This window comes from Priestia sp. BR_2 (assembly GCF_041954005.1).
Taxonomy (GTDB): Bacteria; Bacillota; Bacilli; order Paenibacillales; family Paenibacillaceae; genus Paenibacillus_AQ; species Paenibacillus_AQ lautus_A.
In genome coordinates this window covers 1-18289 of the sequence record NZ_JAVFHM010000188.1, presented here as the reverse complement: position 1 = coordinate 18289, position 18289 = coordinate 1, and the positions used below count along the sequence as shown (strand labels likewise).

17 protein-coding genes, 2 tRNA genes and 1 pseudogene are annotated in these 18289 nt (G+C 46.7%); 8 read left to right on the top strand and 12 right to left on the bottom strand.

All coding sequences use genetic code 11. From position 1 onward, the window contains the following. Positions 1 to 114: 114 nt before the first annotated feature. Both RB298_RS10395 and RB298_RS10390 read right to left on the bottom strand, forming a co-directional pair. Entirely contained in the window at positions 115 to 1626 is a 1512-nt protein-coding gene (locus RB298_RS10395) for a response regulator transcription factor (RefSeq protein ID WP_192569196.1), read from the bottom strand. Next, positions 1619 to 3442 (bottom strand): sensor histidine kinase, encoded by a 1824-nt coding sequence (locus RB298_RS10390; protein WP_486047025.1) that lies wholly within the window; start codon positions 3440 to 3442, stop codon positions 1619 to 1621. Before RB298_RS10390 ends, RB298_RS10395 begins: the two co-directional genes overlap by 8 nt. Positions 3443 to 3625: 183 nt before the next feature. Here RB298_RS10390 and RB298_RS10385 point away from each other — a divergent pair, with 183 nt between their 5' ends. Together RB298_RS10385 and RB298_RS10380 are read left to right on the top strand one after the other, a co-directional pair. Further along, positions 3626 to 3964 (top strand): L,D-transpeptidase, encoded by a 339-nt coding sequence (locus RB298_RS10385; RefSeq protein WP_036671045.1) that lies wholly within the window; start codon positions 3626 to 3628, stop codon positions 3962 to 3964. Positions 3965 to 4065: 101 nt separating this feature from the next. Next, a complete protein-coding gene (locus RB298_RS10380; protein WP_096773097.1) occupies positions 4066 to 5142 on the top strand; it encodes an AI-2E family transporter in 1077 nt (358 codons plus the stop codon). 75 nt (positions 5143 to 5217) lie between these two features. Here RB298_RS10380 and RB298_RS10375 read toward each other — a convergent pair whose 3' ends face one another. The 3 genes from RB298_RS10375 to RB298_RS10365 form a co-directional block, all read right to left on the bottom strand. Then, on the bottom strand, positions 5218 to 5613 hold the full coding sequence (locus tag RB298_RS10375; RefSeq protein ID WP_015734269.1) for a hypothetical protein: 396 nt from the start codon (positions 5611 to 5613) through the stop codon (positions 5218 to 5220). Positions 5614 to 5632: 19 nt separating this feature from the next. Further along, complete coding sequence (locus RB298_RS10370) at positions 5633 to 6319, bottom strand: uracil-DNA glycosylase (protein WP_486047024.1); 687 nt, start codon at positions 6317 to 6319, stop codon at positions 5633 to 5635. 200 nt (positions 6320 to 6519) lie between these two features. Then, positions 6520 to 6605 (bottom strand) — tRNA-Leu (locus RB298_RS10365). Positions 6606 to 7009: 404 nt separating this feature from the next. Here RB298_RS10365 and RB298_RS10360 point away from each other — a divergent pair. The 3 genes from RB298_RS10360 to RB298_RS10350 all read left to right on the top strand — a co-directional run bounded on the left by RB298_RS10360 (position 7010) and on the right by RB298_RS10350 (position 9879). Beyond that, the gene (locus RB298_RS10360; RefSeq protein ID WP_096773095.1) at positions 7010 to 7780 is read left to right on the top strand and encodes a polysaccharide deacetylase family protein; all 771 of its coding nucleotides are present in this window, start codon (positions 7010 to 7012) and stop codon (positions 7778 to 7780) included. 191 nt (positions 7781 to 7971) lie between these two features. Further along, positions 7972 to 8571, top strand: coding sequence for a TetR/AcrR family transcriptional regulator (locus RB298_RS10355; RefSeq protein WP_251493697.1), 600 nt, complete (start codon positions 7972 to 7974; stop codon positions 8569 to 8571). A gap of 102 nt (positions 8572 to 8673) precedes the next feature. Beyond that, positions 8674 to 9879, top strand: coding sequence for an MFS transporter (locus RB298_RS10350; RefSeq protein ID WP_486047023.1), 1206 nt, complete (start codon positions 8674 to 8676; stop codon positions 9877 to 9879). 98 nt (positions 9880 to 9977) lie between these two features. On the opposite strand, the gene RB298_RS10345 is transcribed toward RB298_RS10350, so the two are convergent. Further along, positions 9978 to 10166 (bottom strand): hypothetical protein, encoded by a 189-nt coding sequence (locus RB298_RS10345; RefSeq protein ID WP_228468767.1) that lies wholly within the window; start codon positions 10164 to 10166, stop codon positions 9978 to 9980. A 261-nt stretch (positions 10167 to 10427) separates the two neighbouring features. Between RB298_RS10345 and RB298_RS10340 the strand changes: the two genes are divergently transcribed. After that, positions 10428 to 12038: a GMC family oxidoreductase gene (locus RB298_RS10340; protein ID WP_486047022.1), complete on the top strand. Its 1611-nt coding sequence runs from the start codon at positions 10428 to 10430 to the stop codon at positions 12036 to 12038. A 110-nt stretch (positions 12039 to 12148) separates the two neighbouring features. On the opposite strand, the gene RB298_RS10335 is transcribed toward RB298_RS10340, so the two are convergent. The 4 genes and pseudogenes from RB298_RS10335 to RB298_RS10320 all read right to left on the bottom strand — a co-directional run bounded on the left by RB298_RS10335 (position 12149) and on the right by RB298_RS10320 (position 14423). Further along, the gene (locus RB298_RS10335) at positions 12149 to 12736 is read right to left on the bottom strand and encodes a hypothetical protein (protein ID WP_486047021.1); all 588 of its coding nucleotides are present in this window, start codon (positions 12734 to 12736) and stop codon (positions 12149 to 12151) included. 394 nt (positions 12737 to 13130) lie between these two features. Continuing rightward, positions 13131 to 13235 carry a YjcZ family sporulation protein gene (locus tag RB298_RS10330; RefSeq protein ID WP_374705851.1) on the bottom strand — a complete coding sequence of 35 codons (105 nt, stop codon included), beginning with the start codon at positions 13233 to 13235 and terminating at the stop codon, positions 13131 to 13133. Positions 13236 to 13690: 455 nt separating this feature from the next. Then, positions 13691 to 14160, bottom strand: a pseudogene (locus tag RB298_RS10325) (DUF421 domain-containing protein). Positions 14161 to 14352: 192 nt separating this feature from the next. After that, positions 14353 to 14423: transfer RNA gene (locus RB298_RS10320), tRNA-Ile, on the bottom strand. Positions 14424 to 14705: 282 nt separating this feature from the next. On the opposite strand from RB298_RS10320, the gene RB298_RS10315 reads away from it, so the two are divergent. Next, positions 14706 to 15353, top strand: a complete 648-nt coding sequence (locus RB298_RS10315) for a DUF4367 domain-containing protein (RefSeq protein ID WP_486047020.1) — start codon at positions 14706 to 14708, stop codon at positions 15351 to 15353. Between the two features lie 68 nt (positions 15354 to 15421). Here the strand turns inward: RB298_RS10315 and RB298_RS10310 are convergent, their stop codons facing one another. Beyond that, positions 15422 to 15763: a YolD-like family protein gene (locus RB298_RS10310; protein ID WP_486047019.1), complete on the bottom strand. Its 342-nt coding sequence runs from the start codon at positions 15761 to 15763 to the stop codon at positions 15422 to 15424. After that, a complete protein-coding gene (locus RB298_RS10305) occupies positions 15760 to 17031 on the bottom strand; it encodes a DNA polymerase IV (RefSeq protein WP_486047018.1) in 1272 nt (423 codons plus the stop codon). Before RB298_RS10305 ends, RB298_RS10310 begins: the two co-directional genes overlap by 4 nt. 367 nt (positions 17032 to 17398) lie before the next feature. Here RB298_RS10305 and RB298_RS10300 point away from each other — a divergent pair. Then, the coding region (locus tag RB298_RS10300; protein ID WP_486047017.1) for a hypothetical protein at positions 17399 to 18289 on the top strand (891 nt) is incomplete at its 3' end.

The window sequence follows — 18289 nt, the reverse complement described above, 5'->3', positions numbered from 1 at the left end:
TTTGAATCCTTGTGTCTCTACACATATAAGGTTATCCCATGAAAGCAGTTTCACATAGGCGAAAAATTAAAGGTATTATGGTGAAAATAAAGAAAAAAACTCTGATTCTATCAATCAGAGCATTCCTCTAAAATCCCTCGGCGATACGCCGACGAATTTTTTGAACTGTTTATAGAAATAACCGGTTTCCCAATAACCGACATTTTTTGCGATATCCTGCACTTTTGTCGAAGAGTTCCGAAGCAGCTCCTTGGCCCGCTCAATCCGGTACCGGTTAATGTACTCCGTGAAGTTTTCTCCCGTCTCTTTATGGAACAGATGACCCAGATAGACCGGATGGATATGATAGTTAGCTCCCAGCACCTTCAAGGACAAATCCTCGTTGTAATGGTGCTGGATATGATTCAGAATCTGCTGGATGACAGGGCTCTTCACGTCATTGTTGAGCGAATCGACCAGCCCGCCAACCCCATCCTTCACCGCTTTGATCAGATCGTCGATCGATACGGAATCCATAATATCGGTAATGGTGTTTTTCACGAAATCAGGGGCGGCCGTATACTGGATATCGTTCAGCTCCAGTTTCAGGCGAATGACCATTTCGACCGCGATGCTCTTCAAGGTCGTCGGGTTCATTCCCTGGGTGTGGCGAAGCCGGTCAAAATCGCTGTCGATCAGATCAAACAGCACCTGCTTGTCCCTTCCGGCGATGCCTTTGGCATAATCGGGCCACTGTACCGAATAGGATTCAGCCGCTTCTCCCTTTTTGGCCTGAACATCAACATAATCCACGTAGGAGGGCTGCTCCAGAACCAGATAGTATTCCTGGGCTTCCTTGGCATGGAGATAACTGTCCTTGTAATTCCCGCCGAGGCTCTCCACGCTGCCGAGCGAAATGCTCAGCTCTTCTTCATAGCACTGCTCCCGCACCTGCTGCAGCAGGCGGATTGCCCTCGCTTTTTCCGTATCCGGGTCTTTCATCATGAAGATGACCACATGATCGCCGTCGTTGTCCCGGAAATACAGAACGCCCGGCTCCTGGTCCATTAATTGATACAGGCAGTTCTCCAGCGGCGTGAAGTCCGCTCTCAGGATAGATGCCATAACATAGGGCAAATTGAGATTCAACCCCAGAAGGGTCGCCCGCTCCTCCAGCTCCTCCGGCTCGATCCGGTCGGTGATCCAGCGATACAGGATGTTGCTCCGCAAAATATTGATGTCATACTCGTCCAGTCTCATTTCCCTTCTGGATTTGTTCATTTTATCCGTTGTGCTTGCAATCGTTTCTTCCAGTTCCTTGAGGTTGATCGGCTTGAGCAGATAATTCTCGATCCCGAGCCGCATGCCTTCCTTCAAATAGGCAAAGTCGTCGAAACCGCTCAGGATAATCACCTTCAGATTACGGTTTAATTTGCGTGCGCCCTCGATCAGTTCAAGCCCCGTCATCACGGGCATCGATATATCCGTTATAAGAATGTCGACCGGAACGACCGCCATCTTCTCCAGTGCCTGACGGCCGTTCTCCGCATGACCGACCACCTCGATGCCATACTTCGACCAATCCACGACATCAACCAATCCCTCTATAATGAACGGCTCATCGTCCACGATAAATACCTTATACATCGTTATTCAGCTTCCTCTCTGTCACCGGAAATTTCACTGTCACCGTCGTTCCGTTACCCGGCTCACTCTGGATGTCCATTCCGTACGAACTTCCATATGTCAGCTTTAATCGCTCATTCACGCTCCGCAGACCAAACGATTCTCCGCTCGACTCGGCCACATCCAGCCGGGATTTGATGTCCTCGAGCCGCTGCGGCGGAATCCCTTTCCCATTGTCCTTGATCTCGATATGGACCTCGTCATCCTCCTGCGTCGCGTTGATGGTCAGCCAGTTATCGTCCTGATCGCTGCGCAGGCCGTGAACGATATAATTCTCAATCAGCGGCTGCAGCGACATTTTGATCATCGGCACATGCTTGATTTGATCGTCGCAGTGCATTTTGTAAATATACTTGTCCTTATAGCGAATGCGAAACAGCTCCAAATAAAGCCTGCACGCCTCCAGCTCATCCTTCAGCGTGTAGTGGGACTTATGCTGAACGATATTCTTGAAGAGCATCGACAAGCTGTAGATCATATCGCCAACGTCCTGCGCCCCCTGCGAGAGAGCCCTCATTCGAATCACTTCGAGCGTGTTGTATAAAAAATGCGGGTTGATTCTAGCCTGCAGCGCAGACAGCTCCGCGTTCTTCTGGTTAATCTCCGCTTTATACACCTTATCGATGTAACGGGAAAGCTCATCCAGCATTTCATTGAAGCTGCCAGCGATTTGCCCCAGCTGATCGTCCTTGGTATCCTGCATCCGGGCCACGAACTCCCCCTTCTCGACCTTGCGCATAAAACGAATAATGTTATCGGTCCTTCTGGAGTAATTGACGATCATCAGGGAAGGGATGGACACTGCAATCACGATGCATAGCAGGGCAGCAATGATAATGGTGCTCTGCAAGCCATGGAACGATTCCGCGATTTCGCGCTTGGGCGTGATGCCCACCACCGTATAGCCTGCCTGATTATGGGCTGCCGTTGTAATATAGGATTCCTCATCGAGGGTCACGGTTTCCTTGGAATTCAGCAGCTGGTCGGCATACGGATACTTCTCGCCGTAATATTTGCCGGAGGAGTCAAACATCACGCGGCCGTCGCCCGACAACACCAGAACGGAGCCCTTCAGGGAATCGTCGCTGTTGTTCAGCACGGCATCCAGCGCTTCCGCTCGATACAAAATAAGCAGCTGTCCCAGATTTTTGTAAGTGGTCATATCATTAATCGGGCTTCGGATCGAGAACAACGGCAATGTCACGTCTCCGGCCAGCTTGCGTATCCATAGATTCGGCAATGTGACGCTCTGGCTTTCGAGCGCCATCACGTCGGGAATGTAGGAATGCGTGGCATTCGCCTGATACAGCCTTGTCATGCTGCCCTGCTTGTACACGTAGACATACTGCTTCTCCGCGCTGTACAGCATGATGTTCTCTATATCCGGATCATCGTCAAGCCTCTGTTTGAAATAAGCGACTACGCTGTCCGAATTGGACTGCCCCCCGCCCGCGATCCGATTCATTCGCTTGGCCATATACTCGTTGAACGAGTTCATGAGGAAATAGGAGGTGTCAATGCCCAAAGAACTGTTGCGGTATAAGTCGTTCACATAGGACTGGGCATTCTCGTATTTTTGATTCAGGTGTCGTTCCACCCGCTCCACCGCGCTCCGCTGGATGTCCAGCTCGCTGCGGACGGCCGATTGAAACAAGAAGTAATACATAAGAAACGATAAGGTGACGATGGTAACTACCGCAATCAGGGCGATTAACAGCAGCATTTTGGTAAACATATTATTTTTAATATATTTTAGATATAGCCTTGCGGGAGACATCGGCTTCCCCTTCCTGGTGTAAACGTTGTAACTGCTTAACATATTAAATATAACATCGGCCAACCGTCCTCAACGGATGAAATTTCTACCAAGTTATGAAGGTGTAATTTGCCTATTTTAGACCATTTTGGGGCCGATCTCCCCCCTGTTTCATAGCATGAATCTTGAAGGAGATGGATGATCATGCCTCAATACCGCATTATTGTCGATTTGTCCGACTTTCAGCTGCACCTGCTCGACGGCAACATCGTGGTACGCACGTTCCCGGTTGCCATCGGCAAAATGGCTACGCAATCGCCGCCCGGCAATTACACCATCGTCAACAAACAACCGAATCCCGGCGGTCCTTTCGGGGCTTACTGGTTAGGGTTGTCCAAACCCCACTACGGCATCCATGGCACGAATGACCCTTCATCCATCGGCCGCTCCGTTTCCCATGGCTGCATTCGGATGTATAACGAGGACGTGGTGGAGCTTGCTTCCCTCGTGCCCATCCATACCAGGGTCACCATACGAAACTAATAACATAAACTGGTGATTTCAACTCCCTCCAAATTGGTTAAATACAAATGTTACATGGTACCCGTGTATTTTACCTATTCGTAGTTATGGAGGGATTGCCCATGATGCAGAGCAAATATTTCAGGACATGCTTTGGCATAATCGCACTGCTCTTAATCATCTACCTAGGAGCCGAAATCAGCTTTTTGTTTCGCCCCATCGTCTCCATGTTCAACATGCTGATCGTTCCGGTGGCCATGGCCGGCTTCTTCTATTATCTGCTTAGGCCGATCGTGGACTACCTGGAGCGACGCAAAATCAAACGATCCATCGGCGTCCTGATGCTGTATTTCGTGTTTGCCGGTCTCTGCGCGATCTTTGGCATCGTCGTATGGCCGACGCTCCGTGAACAGATCGAAAACTTCATCAGCAACGCCCCCTTCCTGGTTGAGGGCGTGGAGGAGCAGATCGACCAGCTTCAACAGAATCAATTCTGGTCCCGCTATGTACCAACGGAATCCGAATTGTCTACCTCCCTAACGGAATACATGAACCGGATCATCACTTGGATCAGCAATTCCATCAATAACCTGATTTCCGTTGTATCTGGCGTCGTTGTCATTATCGCTACGATTCCAATCATTTTGTATTACATGCTGAAGGAAGGCAGCAAGCTCCCGCCAAGACTGCTCAGCGTCCTGCCCAGACGATACCGCCGCGACGGCCAGGAGGTGCTGGGCGAGATCGATACGGCACTCAGCAATTTTATTATCGGCAAAGTGATCCTGAATCTTATACTTAGCGTCATGATCTATATCGGATTTTTGATTATCGGACTGCCCTATTCCCTGCTCTTGACGGTGATCTCCTTCTTCTTGAATTTCATCCCGTACATCGGTGCGCTGCTGGCGACCGTTCCTGTCGTCATCATCGGATTTATCGAATCGCCCTCCATCGCGATATGGTCCGTCGTGGTCATTGTCATCGCCCAGCAGATTCAAGATAATATCCTGACGCCCGTCATCTATGGGAAACAGCTGGATATTCACCCGCTGACCACGGTTGTCCTCATTCTTGTAGGCGGCGACTTCTTCGGACTGCTCGGCATCCTGCTGGCCATTCCGGCCTACATGATCATCAAAATTATCGCGGTGCGAATTTACGAGCTGTTCCTCGCCGAAAAAGTAGAGGACGCATGATGGCGCCTCACAGCAAAAAAGGATGTCCCCGCCAACTTTGCGCTGGCTGGTGGGACATCCTTTATTTTAAAAGAATCACGCATTGCCGCGCAGGGATCGAACCACGAAATCATGCTCGTCCTTACGCAATATCGTGCCATTCGACAGTGTGACGGTATCCTCATCGTGAGATGTCAGGATGGCCTGGGAAGACACCAGCTGGTTGCCCCTCCATACCATGACGCAGGATCCAAAATAAACGGCATTATCGAATTGAATGGTATGACTCACGACATAACCGATGGAGTTCAGGGCCGGGTAGGAGTTCCTCGGCATAATTCTATGAATGGCTCGAAACGGAATGATAAGCTCGCCCGGGCCTAGAATCACTTTCTCCTGAACGGGATCCCACCCTTTCAGCACACCTTCAACCGTGCTTTTCGCCCCGTCTAGACGCTGAATGACAACATGACGACCGATCCAATGCTTCATGAAGGTCACCTCTCGCGGATTATTCATCTCCATCGTCCGGCGTGTTCGGGATGTCCCAATTCACCGGATCCATACCCTCTTGCATTAAAAAAGCATTCGATGCTGAAAATGGACGGCTGCCGAAGAATCCTTTGTGCGCTGCAAACGGGCTCGGATGACTGGACTCAAGCACCTTGTGACGGCTTCGGTCTATGAAGGAACCTTTCTTCTGTGCATAACTGCCCCATAATATAAACACCATGGGCCTTTCACGTTCATTCAGTTTCGCGATGACGTTATCGGTGAAGGTCTCCCACCCGATGCCTTTATGCGAGTTCGGCTCGCCCTCGCGAACCGTCAGCACGGCATTGAGCAGCAGAACTCCCTGGTCCGCCCATGATTGCAAGGACCCATGATTCGGAGCGGAAATCCCCAGATCCGATGAAAGCTCCTTATGTATATTGCGTAAAGACGGAGGAATCGCAACCCCGGGCGAGACGGAGAAACTCAGTCCCTGCGCCTGCCGGCGACCGTGATAAGGGTCTTGTCCCAAAATAACGACCTTCGTCGATTGGTACGATGTTTGCTGCAGAGCCCGAAATATATCTTCCTTGGGAGGATACACCGTACTGCGCCGGTACTCTTCATCCACCCGTTCCATCAAAGCTTGAAAATAAGGCTTATCCACTTCTCCCTGCAGGATAAGGTCCCAATCATTGTTAAACATCCGCATGTCTCCTCTCCCTCCTCCTCACGCAGGTCAGCATGGAATCAAAAAAGAAATGCGATCACTTTAATCGGGACGCGGCATCTTCCGCTTCGGTCCGCAGGAACAACGCCCGCTGATGAATTTGCGTCGATTTAAAAAATAAGCCGGCACCCATACGGGGGCCGACTTATTTTGCATCATACCAGACGCTGTTATAATGCCGAGGACGGGGGTCGAACCCGTACGGTAGTCACCTACCGCAGGATTTTAAGTCCTGTGCGTCTGCCAATTCCGCCACCCCGGCATATTGTATCCGCGCATGTTCCTAGCGTCGTTCACGTTCACTTGAAAAGCCCGAAGGTACGCGTGGAATTCGCAATATTTTGCGAGATCATCCCGAAATCTAGGTGTGCACATTTCGTCTTAGCGACAAAATCGATAATACCATGTACAACCATATGATGTCAATATATGAAACTCATAATTTTTCGCATCACCCCGGGCCAAGCATTCATCTCGATGAACTAGCGCCATCGCTCTGCTTGTAGGTACCGACAGCAAATCAAGGGCCTCCTTCGCAATCGGCGCGCTTGCATTCCCCGCTGGAGCTTCCTACAGAATAATTTCTCGGTTACCGTGCATCCTAAATGAAGCTCGCGTGCTTACATGCGGAGACTAGAACAACAGAAGAAAAGGAAACCCATCGACATGAAAAAACGAACATGCTCAGCCTTCTCATTGCTTGCCCTTGCGCTGATTCTTGGTTATCCCGGCCATGTGCATGCGGAGCACGTGCCTTCCGCCTCCAAAGGCAGAGATTATTATGAGGAGCGCGGCGAGATCGTGTGGGAAGTGCCCACGCAGAACAAGGTGATCGCCCTCACTTTTGACGACGGCCCGGACGAGCATAATACCGTTCAAATTCTGGATCTGTTAAAGCGGTATGACGCTAAAGCCACCTTCTTCGTTGTAGGCAGCCGGGTGGAGAAACACCCCGACATCGTCGCGCGGGAACTGCAGGAAGGACATGAAATCGGCAACCACTCCTATACGCATCCGCCCTTTCACAATATTAACGTCACGAAGTTATCAAGTGAACTGAATCAAACGCAGGATGCAGTCTATCAAGCCACCGGCATAAAGACCGTACTGTTCCGCCCGCCCGGGGGCAGCTATAATGAAGCCATTGTGAGTACGAGCAAGGATTTGGGCATGCTGACCGTATTGTGGTCATGGCACCAGGATACCCTCGACTGGCGAAAGCCCGGCGTCAACCGCATCGTCCGAAAGGTTCTGGATAACGCCCGTAACGGCGACATCGTACTTATGCACGATTTTGTACCCAGCAGTACGCAGACGGTTGAAGCCCTCAAGGTGATTTTGCCGGAGCTGCAAAAAAGAGGTTATTCATTTGTTACCGTATCCGAGCTGATGTCCTACCATGAGAAATCACGCAAGTTCATCGAAGTCAACCATTAATAAGCCGTTCGCATGTAAGACAATGACCGCTGCCTTTTGGAGGTAACGGTTATTTTTTTAGGACAGGCTTCGATCCCGGAGCGCCGGATAGAATTTTCTCTTGAATATTTTAAACCCATTTGTTAAGATACAGAACGAACGTTCAGTATATACAATTTTGACGATAGCCTAGGGGATAAGGGGGTGCATGCGTGAACAAAAAACAACAGCAAACCGAAGATACCAAGCGACGCATTGCCGAAGCCGCCAAGGCGCTATTTATGCAGAAGGGATACAAATCAACGTCGATCGAGGAAATCGTCGAAGCCACCGGCAGCAGCAAAGGGAATATCTATTATCACTTTAAAAGCAAGGAAGGGCTGTTTCTGTATTTGATCGAGGAATGGGACCTCGAGTGGGAACAGAAATGGAGCAGCAAGGAGCAGCAATACACCACAACCGTTGAGAAATTGTACGGAATTGCCGACCAACTGGTGTTTGATGATCTGAACCACCCCTTCTCCAAAGCTCTGGACGAATTCATGAACAACAATGGAGACGTATCCGAGGAAGTAGAGCAGCGAATCGTCCGGATTATCCGAAGCCACCTGGAATTCAATCAGAAGTTGCTGCAGCAAGGGATTGATCAAGGGGAGTTTGAGAATCATAACGTGGAGCAGCTCTCCCTCATTTTTGAAAGCCTCATCGTAGGCTTAAGCCAGATGTCCCGCATCACGAAGGTAAAAAATCCGCTTGCCCTTTATCATACGGCCATTCAAGTATTCCTGCACGGGATCGAAAAGAAATCGTAAACGCCCCGTTCTCTTTTTTATGCTCTATTATAAACCGAACGTTCAGTATAGAAAGAAAACCGTACAACATCATTAATCGTTTTTATCTTTGGAGGAATCATCATGTCATTACTATTGCGAAACAATGGAGCCATTCTGCTCCTCATGTTCAATATATTCTTAGTTTTCACCGGCATCGGGCTTGTCATCCCCATTATGCCTACCTATATGACGGAGCTGCATATCAGCGGAAGCACCGTGGGCATGCTGGTTGCCGCCTTTTCATTAACGCAGCTGCTATTCTCGCCGCTTGCGGGAAGATTGTCCGATATCATGGGCCGCAAAAAAATCATCATCTCCGGCATGATTGTATTCGCCATATCGGAATGGTTATTCGGAGCGGCCAGCACGCCGACGCTGCTGTTCGCGGCAAGAATGCTGGGCGGCATCGGCGCCGCCCTCATCATGCCCGCCGTCATGGCCTATACGGCAGACGTCACTTCCAATGAGGAACGTGCCCGGGGGATGGGATTCATTAATGCAGCGATTACGACAGGCTTCATTATCGGACCCGGCATCGGGGGTTTCATTGCCGAGTTTGGCATTCGTGTTCCTTTCTACGCCGCAGCCGTAGCCGGGGGCATTGCCGCTCTGGTGACGCTGCTGCTGCTTCCGGAATCATCCGCCAAGCAAGAAGCACCTACCGTGCTGGGACGGAAACAGGAGAGCCTGGCAGTCCAGCTGGTCCGTTCGTTCAGGGAGCCGTATTTCCTTAGTCTGATCATCGTATTTGTTCTGTCGTTCGGTCTTGCCAATTATGAAACGGTGTTCGGCCTGTTCGTGGATCATAAATTCGGATTCACCCCTAAAGATATCGCCATGATCATTACGTTTGGCTCCATTGCGGGCGCTGTCGTGCAGGCAACGATATTCGGCTGGATCCTGAACCGGTACGGCGAGAAAAGGGTCATTACGCTCAGCTTGCTCACAGCGGGAATCTGCATTCTGTTAACGCTGTTTGTGCATAAATATTGGCTAATCTTCCTTGTGACGTTCCTTGTCTTCCTGTCGATCGACATCCTGCGTCCTGCCATCGGCACGCAAATGTCCAAGCTGGCAAAGGATCAGCAAGGCTACGTCGCCGGCCTGAACTCGGCTTATACCAGTCTGGGGAACATCGCGGGGCCCCTTGTCGCAGGTTATCTGTTTGATTTGGACATCAACTTCCCATACATCTCTGCATCGATCGTCCTCATCCTCTGCTTTTTCTTGGCCATGCGTGCCGGCAGAGCCTGGGCTGCTACGGAAGCTGTCACGAATGAGCGGTAATCATACGCTGAAACAACATACTCTCTCGTCTTAGACAATGACAGAATAAGACCCTGCCGGAAACTTCCGGCAGGGTCTTTAGATTTCGTTGTTATGTATTAATAAGCCACCAGGACAATAATCGCCAATAAAGCCACAAGCGCAAACAATAGGGCCCATCCCAGTTCAAAACGTCTTTTTTCCTGATATGCCTTAAAAGCCTTCCTTGACTCGAATACGAATACGATCACTAAGAAGGCAAGCAACACGGGCAGTCCCCAGGACTGATTCAATACCCACTCTGACACCTTGATCCCCCATCCTATGTACGAAAATGAGCTGCATCCCACCAGCCTCGGCGTTTGGAAGTACATGTCCCTAACGACTCCATTAAAATGTACCGTAAGTTGTTCCCAATTACAAATCTCGCTGATCGGGTCTTCTGATGGATCTTTTAGGCTCCTCTGGATTTGAGCATCACTTGAATCATGATCATATTGCAGAGTTAAGCACAGTTGTCAGAGCAAATTAATATTCTGAATTAGTTCATTTCCAAAAGGAGTGCTTTAATGGAGAAAAAATCAACTTATGATTACATCGTTGTAGGCACAGGCCCGGCCGGGGCCGTGATAGCGAAGACACTTACTGACGACATGCGAACCTCCGTGCTTGTTTTAGAATCGGGCGGAAACCATGACAAAGACAAACCGATTAAGGATTCAACCTTTGCACTTGAATTGGAAGAAAGCTTCTTTCCGAATTACTTTTGGCAGGGAGAAGGCATCCCCCAAGAGGAACTTGATGAACGCGCATTCGAATGGACAACAGGTCGACTCTCGGGAGGCGGTTCTTCAATCAACGGAGAACAATATGTAAGACCGACATCCGCCGTGCTCCGAAAGTGGGAACGGCTGCTTGGACCTCTCTGGTCACCCGAGAAAGCGATTCGACGTTTCAAATCATTGGAGAATTATAACGGAGAAACCACAGATATCAATGCACACGGGTATCGAGGAAGAATTAACATCCGGCAAGCACCCGAAACTCCAACGCCGATGGCTCACAAGCTGACAACTGCGATCGAGCGGGCAACAGGTTATCCGACCATTCTTGACTATAATGATCCGAATACTCCCATGGGACCGTTCACCCGTTGGCAATTATACCAACAGCCTGATGGCCGTAGGGAGAGCTCCTCCACAGCCTTCCTGTCTCGCGATATTATGACGGCCACAGGTCGGGGAGTGAATAACAGAAAACTAACTGTGAAGTTTCGAACAACGGTTCTCCGTATTCTTTTCTCCGGTAAGCGGGCCATTGGCGTTGAATATTTGAAGGATGGCAAGTGCTGCTATGCGTATTCCCGCAAAAAGGTTATTATTTCGGCGGGGATCAACAGCCCTCAGTTGTTGATGTTGTCAGGAATCGGACCCGCCAAAATGCTGAAAAAGGCTGAAATCCCTGTCATCTTCGACAATCCAAACGTAGGGCAAAGGTTAAAAAACCATACGTTAAATTTCGCAGTATTTGCTACCAATTCACAAGATCGTCCCCTCCCTCCCTTAGACCCCAACACACTGTATACGGGAGGAGCTTTCTTGCCAGATCCATCTGGCATCGATCCGGATGAGCGGGCTGTTCAACTCGTTGGTATTGGATCCGATGAAGAATTGACCCTAGCGATTCTGTACTTGCGACCCAAGAGCAATGGGACGATCCGCATACAAAGCAAAGATCCGCTGAATATCGTATTGGCAGATGAGGGATTTCTCTCAAATCCAGACGACATGGAGGCGGTAAAAAGAATTTATAGAACGTATATCAAAGATATTGCCATAGAGTTGGAACAGATTGATTCTTCATATCGTCTCTTATCCCCTACATTTGATATTATCGATGACGATGACAGGCTTGAAGAATTTATTAAGGAAAATTTCGATCACAATCACCATCAGCAAGGATTTCTGCGGATGGCTCCTTTATCCGCAGGAGGAGTCGTTAACCGTAAAGGAAAGGTACACGGGGTTCAAGATTTGATCGTCGCCGATGCGTCCTTAGTTCCATATACAGTCGACGGAAACACCTCTTCTGCTGCATATCTTATCGGCTACACCATCGCAAAGCAATTAAGTAAACGCAAAAAAAAGCAACGACCACATCCGGAATCGGGGGAAGAATGAAAACTTCCCCTCGCTTCCGTTATGATGGAATGCTAATATCGCGAAAGCAGCTCAATGCCGCACTCGACGGGCCGCTACTCAGCCGGTGGATACTTTGAGCTACTACCGGACTAATCTTCTAGTTCAATCTCGATACGGGCAAGGACACCAGCTGGATTATCTCCGCTTCTGTTTGCATTTGACGGGAAGTTAAAAGCGGCGATCACGATATCGTTTGTACCTCTCCGAAGGAAGCGTCTGATATTAAAAGTTCTTCCCGGATTAAAGAATGAAACGTTGCCCTGCGGGTTGTCGATAACGACCGACCGTCCATTGATTAAAACGATGGCAAAGTTATCCACGGACAGGAATAAGCTAGCTCTCTCAATATCGTCTCTAATCGTAAATCTTCTGGCGACCACAGCAGCAGGACCGTTAGGGTCATTTCTTCCCCAAACGTACGATTCACCGGCTTGCGGCGCCACCCACGCCGGATTTCGCTCGATTTCTAGTGCATTTACCCAATTTCGATTCGTACTTATTCTTCTGGTTCGTTGACTAATAACAACCGGATTTTGTGCGTTCAATGATCTCTGTGCGGCAATCACCGTTCTCATTGCCTTTGCAACGCTACCCGCCCATATTCCGCTATGTCTTCTAGGCGTTTGCAGTTGTTTGACCGTATTTTTTGCCTTTCCTGATACTGTGCTTCTGTGCATTTGTGCTTCCTCCTTTTTATCAACGAAATCCTTAACATATATATGAGTCCATTGAATTAATGGATATGGACAATAGATTAGTCAAAATCACTCAATTTTCTCAAATGAAAATATCTCCGGCTTATAGCACTGATAACCCAGCGTATGAATGAACCATAATCTCATACCGTTTATGACCTGTGGACCTTTGTCACATTTTTTTCAGTTCCTAAGGCGACCATACTGATCTCTGCGGTGTCGTTGTTTAATGTTCAGTTTATGTACAATGAAAATGCTAAAAACGGGGACGGAAAGTTGCCGTCCCCGTTTATCGTAATTGGGGATACCACATGGGTGCAGTATCGTAATTTGATGAATTAAATTAAATCAATGAATGCTTCATTAAGGAGCTTCATTAAATCCAAAACGTTCCCAAGATAATAACCAAGAGAATAAATAAAACCAGAACAGTTCCTACTGGATTACCGTAACCGTTGTAACCACCTTTTTCGCAGCTCACCGATTTAACCTCCTTGCTTTATGGAATGGTACAGTTTATGTACATAGACGGTCTTAGTCTGGACATTTCGGCAATCATGATCAGATTGTGCTAATGTTAAGGATATTACCCATACTTTCAGTGTCTTCAGGCGTCAGCCAAACCGTTCTGTAAACAGCAAAAAACCCTTGCATCGCAAGGGTTTTAGCTTCTCCTATTATATAGATTCCGGCTGTATGTGATGCGTCGTTACTCTACATAAACGGGATGCTGTATTTTATCCCGATAAAGATCGATGTACAGCTGACCGTCGGTTCCTTTCACTGCATAAAAACATCTGCAATTTCCTTGTTCCGGACTTTTTATTTTTCTTTAATCCACTCTGGTGAAAGATCATTGATTTTTAGATTATTTTCTAATAGTTGTCCATCCATGATAAGCTCAATCGGAAACTGCTGATTCCCTTTCAAGCCCTTTTACATATCTTTTAAAGTTACATTCTGGTATTCCTTTTTCTTCATTACAGATATCTTTCCATTGATCTCTAATACGCCGTACTCCACTTCCGAGATGTCAAATATATCCTTTTGCGCAACATCTGATTGATCGTATCTAAGGTTAGCTTATTTTTCCTTAGATTCTCTTCCAGGATCTTGCCGCCTTCTATAACTACGCTCGGCGTCCCTTCAGCCCACATGCGGAATTTACGATTCTTCACCACGATCTTTGATAAAAAATATGATGTAAATGTAAATACGGCAAGCGAGATTAGCAGGTGTATGACTTCCATTTTTTCATTGAAAGCAAAGTTCGCAGCAATTGCACCTAATATCACGGCCGTAACAAATTCATGAAAATTCATGTTAGACAACGTTTGTTTGCCCAAAAACCGCGTAATAATCAACAAAATAACGAATGCTGATATACTACGAAGTAAAATAATCATGTGCTCTAGCATGAAGACCCATACACTCCTTTCTACCGTATATCTTATGTATGGGCCCTTTTTCTAAAAATAAACCGATAAGCTTAGATGCCTTCAGCAGCAATCTCACCTTATCGTAAAATCTCATATCGTTCGGTCTAAACCGTCCTATAAACAGCAAAAAACCCTTGCATCGCAAGGGTTTTCATAAAGTGGGCCCTGAGGGACTCGAACCCCCGACCAGTCGGTTATGAGCCGACCGCTCTAACCAACTGAGCTAAGGGAAACGTTTTTGTGGGGTATAGCCTGTTTAGTTTCTTCATTATATATAGGTTTAGATCTGCACATGTTTTCCTGTGTTTTTAAGTTTTTGTTAGCAATTGCGTTAGCAATTTGTGACTTTCGAAAGACTTACTTTTCTCACAAAAAGCATATACAAAATCACAGTTCTTTACAACCCTCCAAAGAATTGAAATCCAGTAATGCTATTTTAATTTCCAACCTTTTTGTTTCTGTGGGGTTTTATATATGAGAGTAAAAATACAGAACAAAAGGATGATCAAAAAATGAAAAAACAAGTTGCCGTTACGGCCTTAGCTTGTGCGCTTGTTCTTGGTGGCGGAGGGTTTGCATACTATTCTTACGCTGCTGGTGCTGAACAAACCGTTATTCCGGTTGTTGCGTCGTCTTTAGAACCACAGCAAAATGAGGAAAGTCATGTGCTTGAAACTTCATCGCCAGACCAAGAAACGTTTGAAATAAAGCCAGAAACAACAGTGGGCCCTGGCGTTCAGGATCCTGAAACTATCGATTTAGCTGATGTACCGGAGGCAGATATACATATTCCGCTTTTAAAAGATAATGCTGCTGCATTACTCAGTTCCTTGGGACTAACTCAACAAAATATTCAAGCGTTGCAAAGGGAGTATGGACTTCACCTTAGATCCTTATTAACAACCACAGATGGTGATGAGATTCGTATAAATCAAGTCGATGCAAATATGGGAGTGTCAGATGCTATTGAGAGCCTGAAGACAGATTATTACCCTGAGACTTCTGAATTAACAGAGGTTAATGGTCTTAAAGCATTGTATGTTGATGGGGAAGTCAGAAAAGTTGTACATTTGATCTCTGATGATCACCTCTTTACTATTTCAGCTAATACGGCCTCGCTTGAAGAATTGATGGATATCGCAAAACAAATTCATGAATAAGCACATTAAAAAAAGCAACTCTTAAACGGGCTGCTTTTTTTAATGACTTCATTTATTATAGTAGATTGTCATCCAACTGAAATAACTTCATCTATTTTAATCCATTGCCATTCACCTTCAGACATGGACAACTTGATCTCTCGTCTGAATGTGTGGATCAATACGACAATACCCCTCAGTTCCACGTCTTCGTACTCATCAAATAGCCTTACTGTAACGGCCCGGTGCTCATGAAAGGACTCGGCCAGAGCCTGTTCAATTAACTCCATTTCTTGCGGATCGAGCGTTGGCCTATCTTTTCTCCCCTCCTCCAGCTGCCGGCGAATTATTGTCTCCTTATGTTCAGGGAGCATCATGCGACTGGACTCCCAAAGACCGTTGCCTTCAAGCTTCTTACGTGTTGTTGTCATTTATAATGACCTCCTATCTTAGCCGATCGATCGAGTGCTTGACCCGCTGCCGTCATTGAGACCGCTCGAATCACAATTGAATTTCCATATTTGTTTTTTAGAGCATCAGTTGTCCGTTCTAATGCCATTTGTTTCTCACGGCCATTATCAAACAGAGACATCTGGTATTCGTTATCGGGAGTGAGCTGCGTCAAGCTAATGCCAACCCGCCGGATCGGCAAACCATCCCAATGCTCTTCCAGCAGCCTGCAGGCCCAGCGGTATACTTGCATAGTGATGTTAGACGGATCCTCCATCTTCATTTGCCTGGAGAAGCCGGTGGGGCGATCAAAGTCCGCTCCCATACACCCGACCGATACTACATGGCCCGCAAACCCTAAGGCCCGACAACGCTGGCATACCAGTTCCGTGAGTTCCAGTAGCACTACCTTAATCTCTTCGATCGTGCCGTAATCCCGAGGCAGCGTCATCATGTGGCCGACGGATTTAGGGGCGACCTGGTGCGTCCCCGGCCTTACGGGACTGTCATCAATGCCGTTTGCTATCCGCCAATACATTTCCGCATTGATGTCGGAGTTCTTTCCAAACTTCCGCCGCATCATTTGTTTGAGCTTGCCCAACGGAGTCTGTGCGACATGACCAATTGTCGGGAGGCCCATAGTAGTAAAATGTCTCGTCATCCGGCTGCCGGCCATAAACATGTCGCTAACCGGCCGCTTCCAGAGCGTTTCTGGGAGCATCTCCTTGGTCAAAGTATAAATACCGGATGGATTCTTTTTGGCATAATTGTCGCAGGCAGTTTTAGCGAGGATCTTGGTTTCGGCAATTCCAAAGCGAGTATAAACTCCTGTGGTTGCCTGAACATGCGTCTGAATGATCCGTGCCATCTCTTCAGGAGTATCCGCAAACAAATGCATCGAGCCGGTTACATCAAGAAACTGTTCATCAATACTGTACGGCTCAACCAAGTCCGTATACTGCTTGTAAATATCCGTTATCAGCATGGATACGTCGATATACCGCTGCATCCGCGGCTTAATCACAACGAGATCCGGACACTTTGCCACTGCTTCCCCGAGTCTTTCTGCTGTTGTGATTCCTTTTGCCTTTGCAAGTGGGCAGGCCGCCAGGACTATTCCTGATCGGCGTTCCGGATCCCCAGCGACCACCAAGGGCCGATCCTTATATTCAGGATGTTCGGCTTTTTCCACGCTCGCATAAAAGGATTGGCAGTCACCAAGCATCACCACACGTTTGGATGATTTCAACACATATTCCTCCTTTGATAAAACAGGAACATTTGTTTGTATTATATGCGAACACCCGTTCTTTTATCAATGTTAAAAACAGGAGGAAATGTAATTACTGAAAGAAGCTATCGGTTAACAAAAAGGTACTTGCCGATGAGGAATATCATAATAACCCGAGATAGGTATTTACTAAGATTAGCAAGACACATATTATTAAGGTATTCACGGGGTTCCTAGATACGGAGCAGTGTTTAAGACTGTAGAGATCCTATTCGAAGCAACAAAGCAGGACATATTTTAAGACTCAGGGACCATGATGCAGAAACGCAGGGTTAAATCCCTAATATTATAAATTTTGAAGAGTTAACTTGTGGGGAGCAAAGATATGACTTACACAAAAAACATTTTAGATATGCACTCTAAATGCTGGGATTTATTGATTAATATTCAGTTAAATGATGATTCATTTTATTTTGTTCCTAGAAAAATAAATAACGCCAATAGATTAGAGCAGGGATATTTTTTTATAGGAGATGCCAAATATCTACTGATTTCTTTTTGGAATGGGGGAGACACTCTGGAGAAGATACATAATATTTCATGGGGTGTTGAAAATAACGGAAAAAGCTTTATAGAGTTGAGTGCAAAAGATGATGCAAATAAGGCGAAATTTCTTTCAGAAATGGTACCCTTATTAGAACAAAAAACTGAAATTAACTTTAAGGAATTAAGTAAATGGAAGTGGAAATACTATTATCCGAAACACTCTTTTTATTTAGACACTTTACAGAGTTTTATTCGCAATCAGAAGCCAATCATAGACAAATTTATTAGAGATAACCACTGTGGAATTAAAATGCTAGATCAAGAATTTAATGAAAAACATGTTTTAAAACTGATTAATAAGTATGGAAAGAAACAATCAGCCGATAATGAAACATCGGATAGGAAAAAGAAAGAAGGACAAGTACTAGTCTCTCCTTCCGATTATATAATTTCATTTCAACATAATGAATTGCAAAACTCCATGTATGAATACTTGAAACACGATAGAAATATAGTATCTGTTGATTTAGAAGTAAATAATATTGACATCGTAGTTAAAACCGCCAGTAAGGAAAAGATATATTATGAATTAAAAACCTGTGACGTTAAACTTGCTATAAGACTTGCCATTGGGCAGTTATTAGAATATGCTCATTTTCCAGATAAGAATAAAGCGGATAAGTTAGTTATCGTCACAAAGTATGAGCCAAAGAATGATGAAATTATTTAT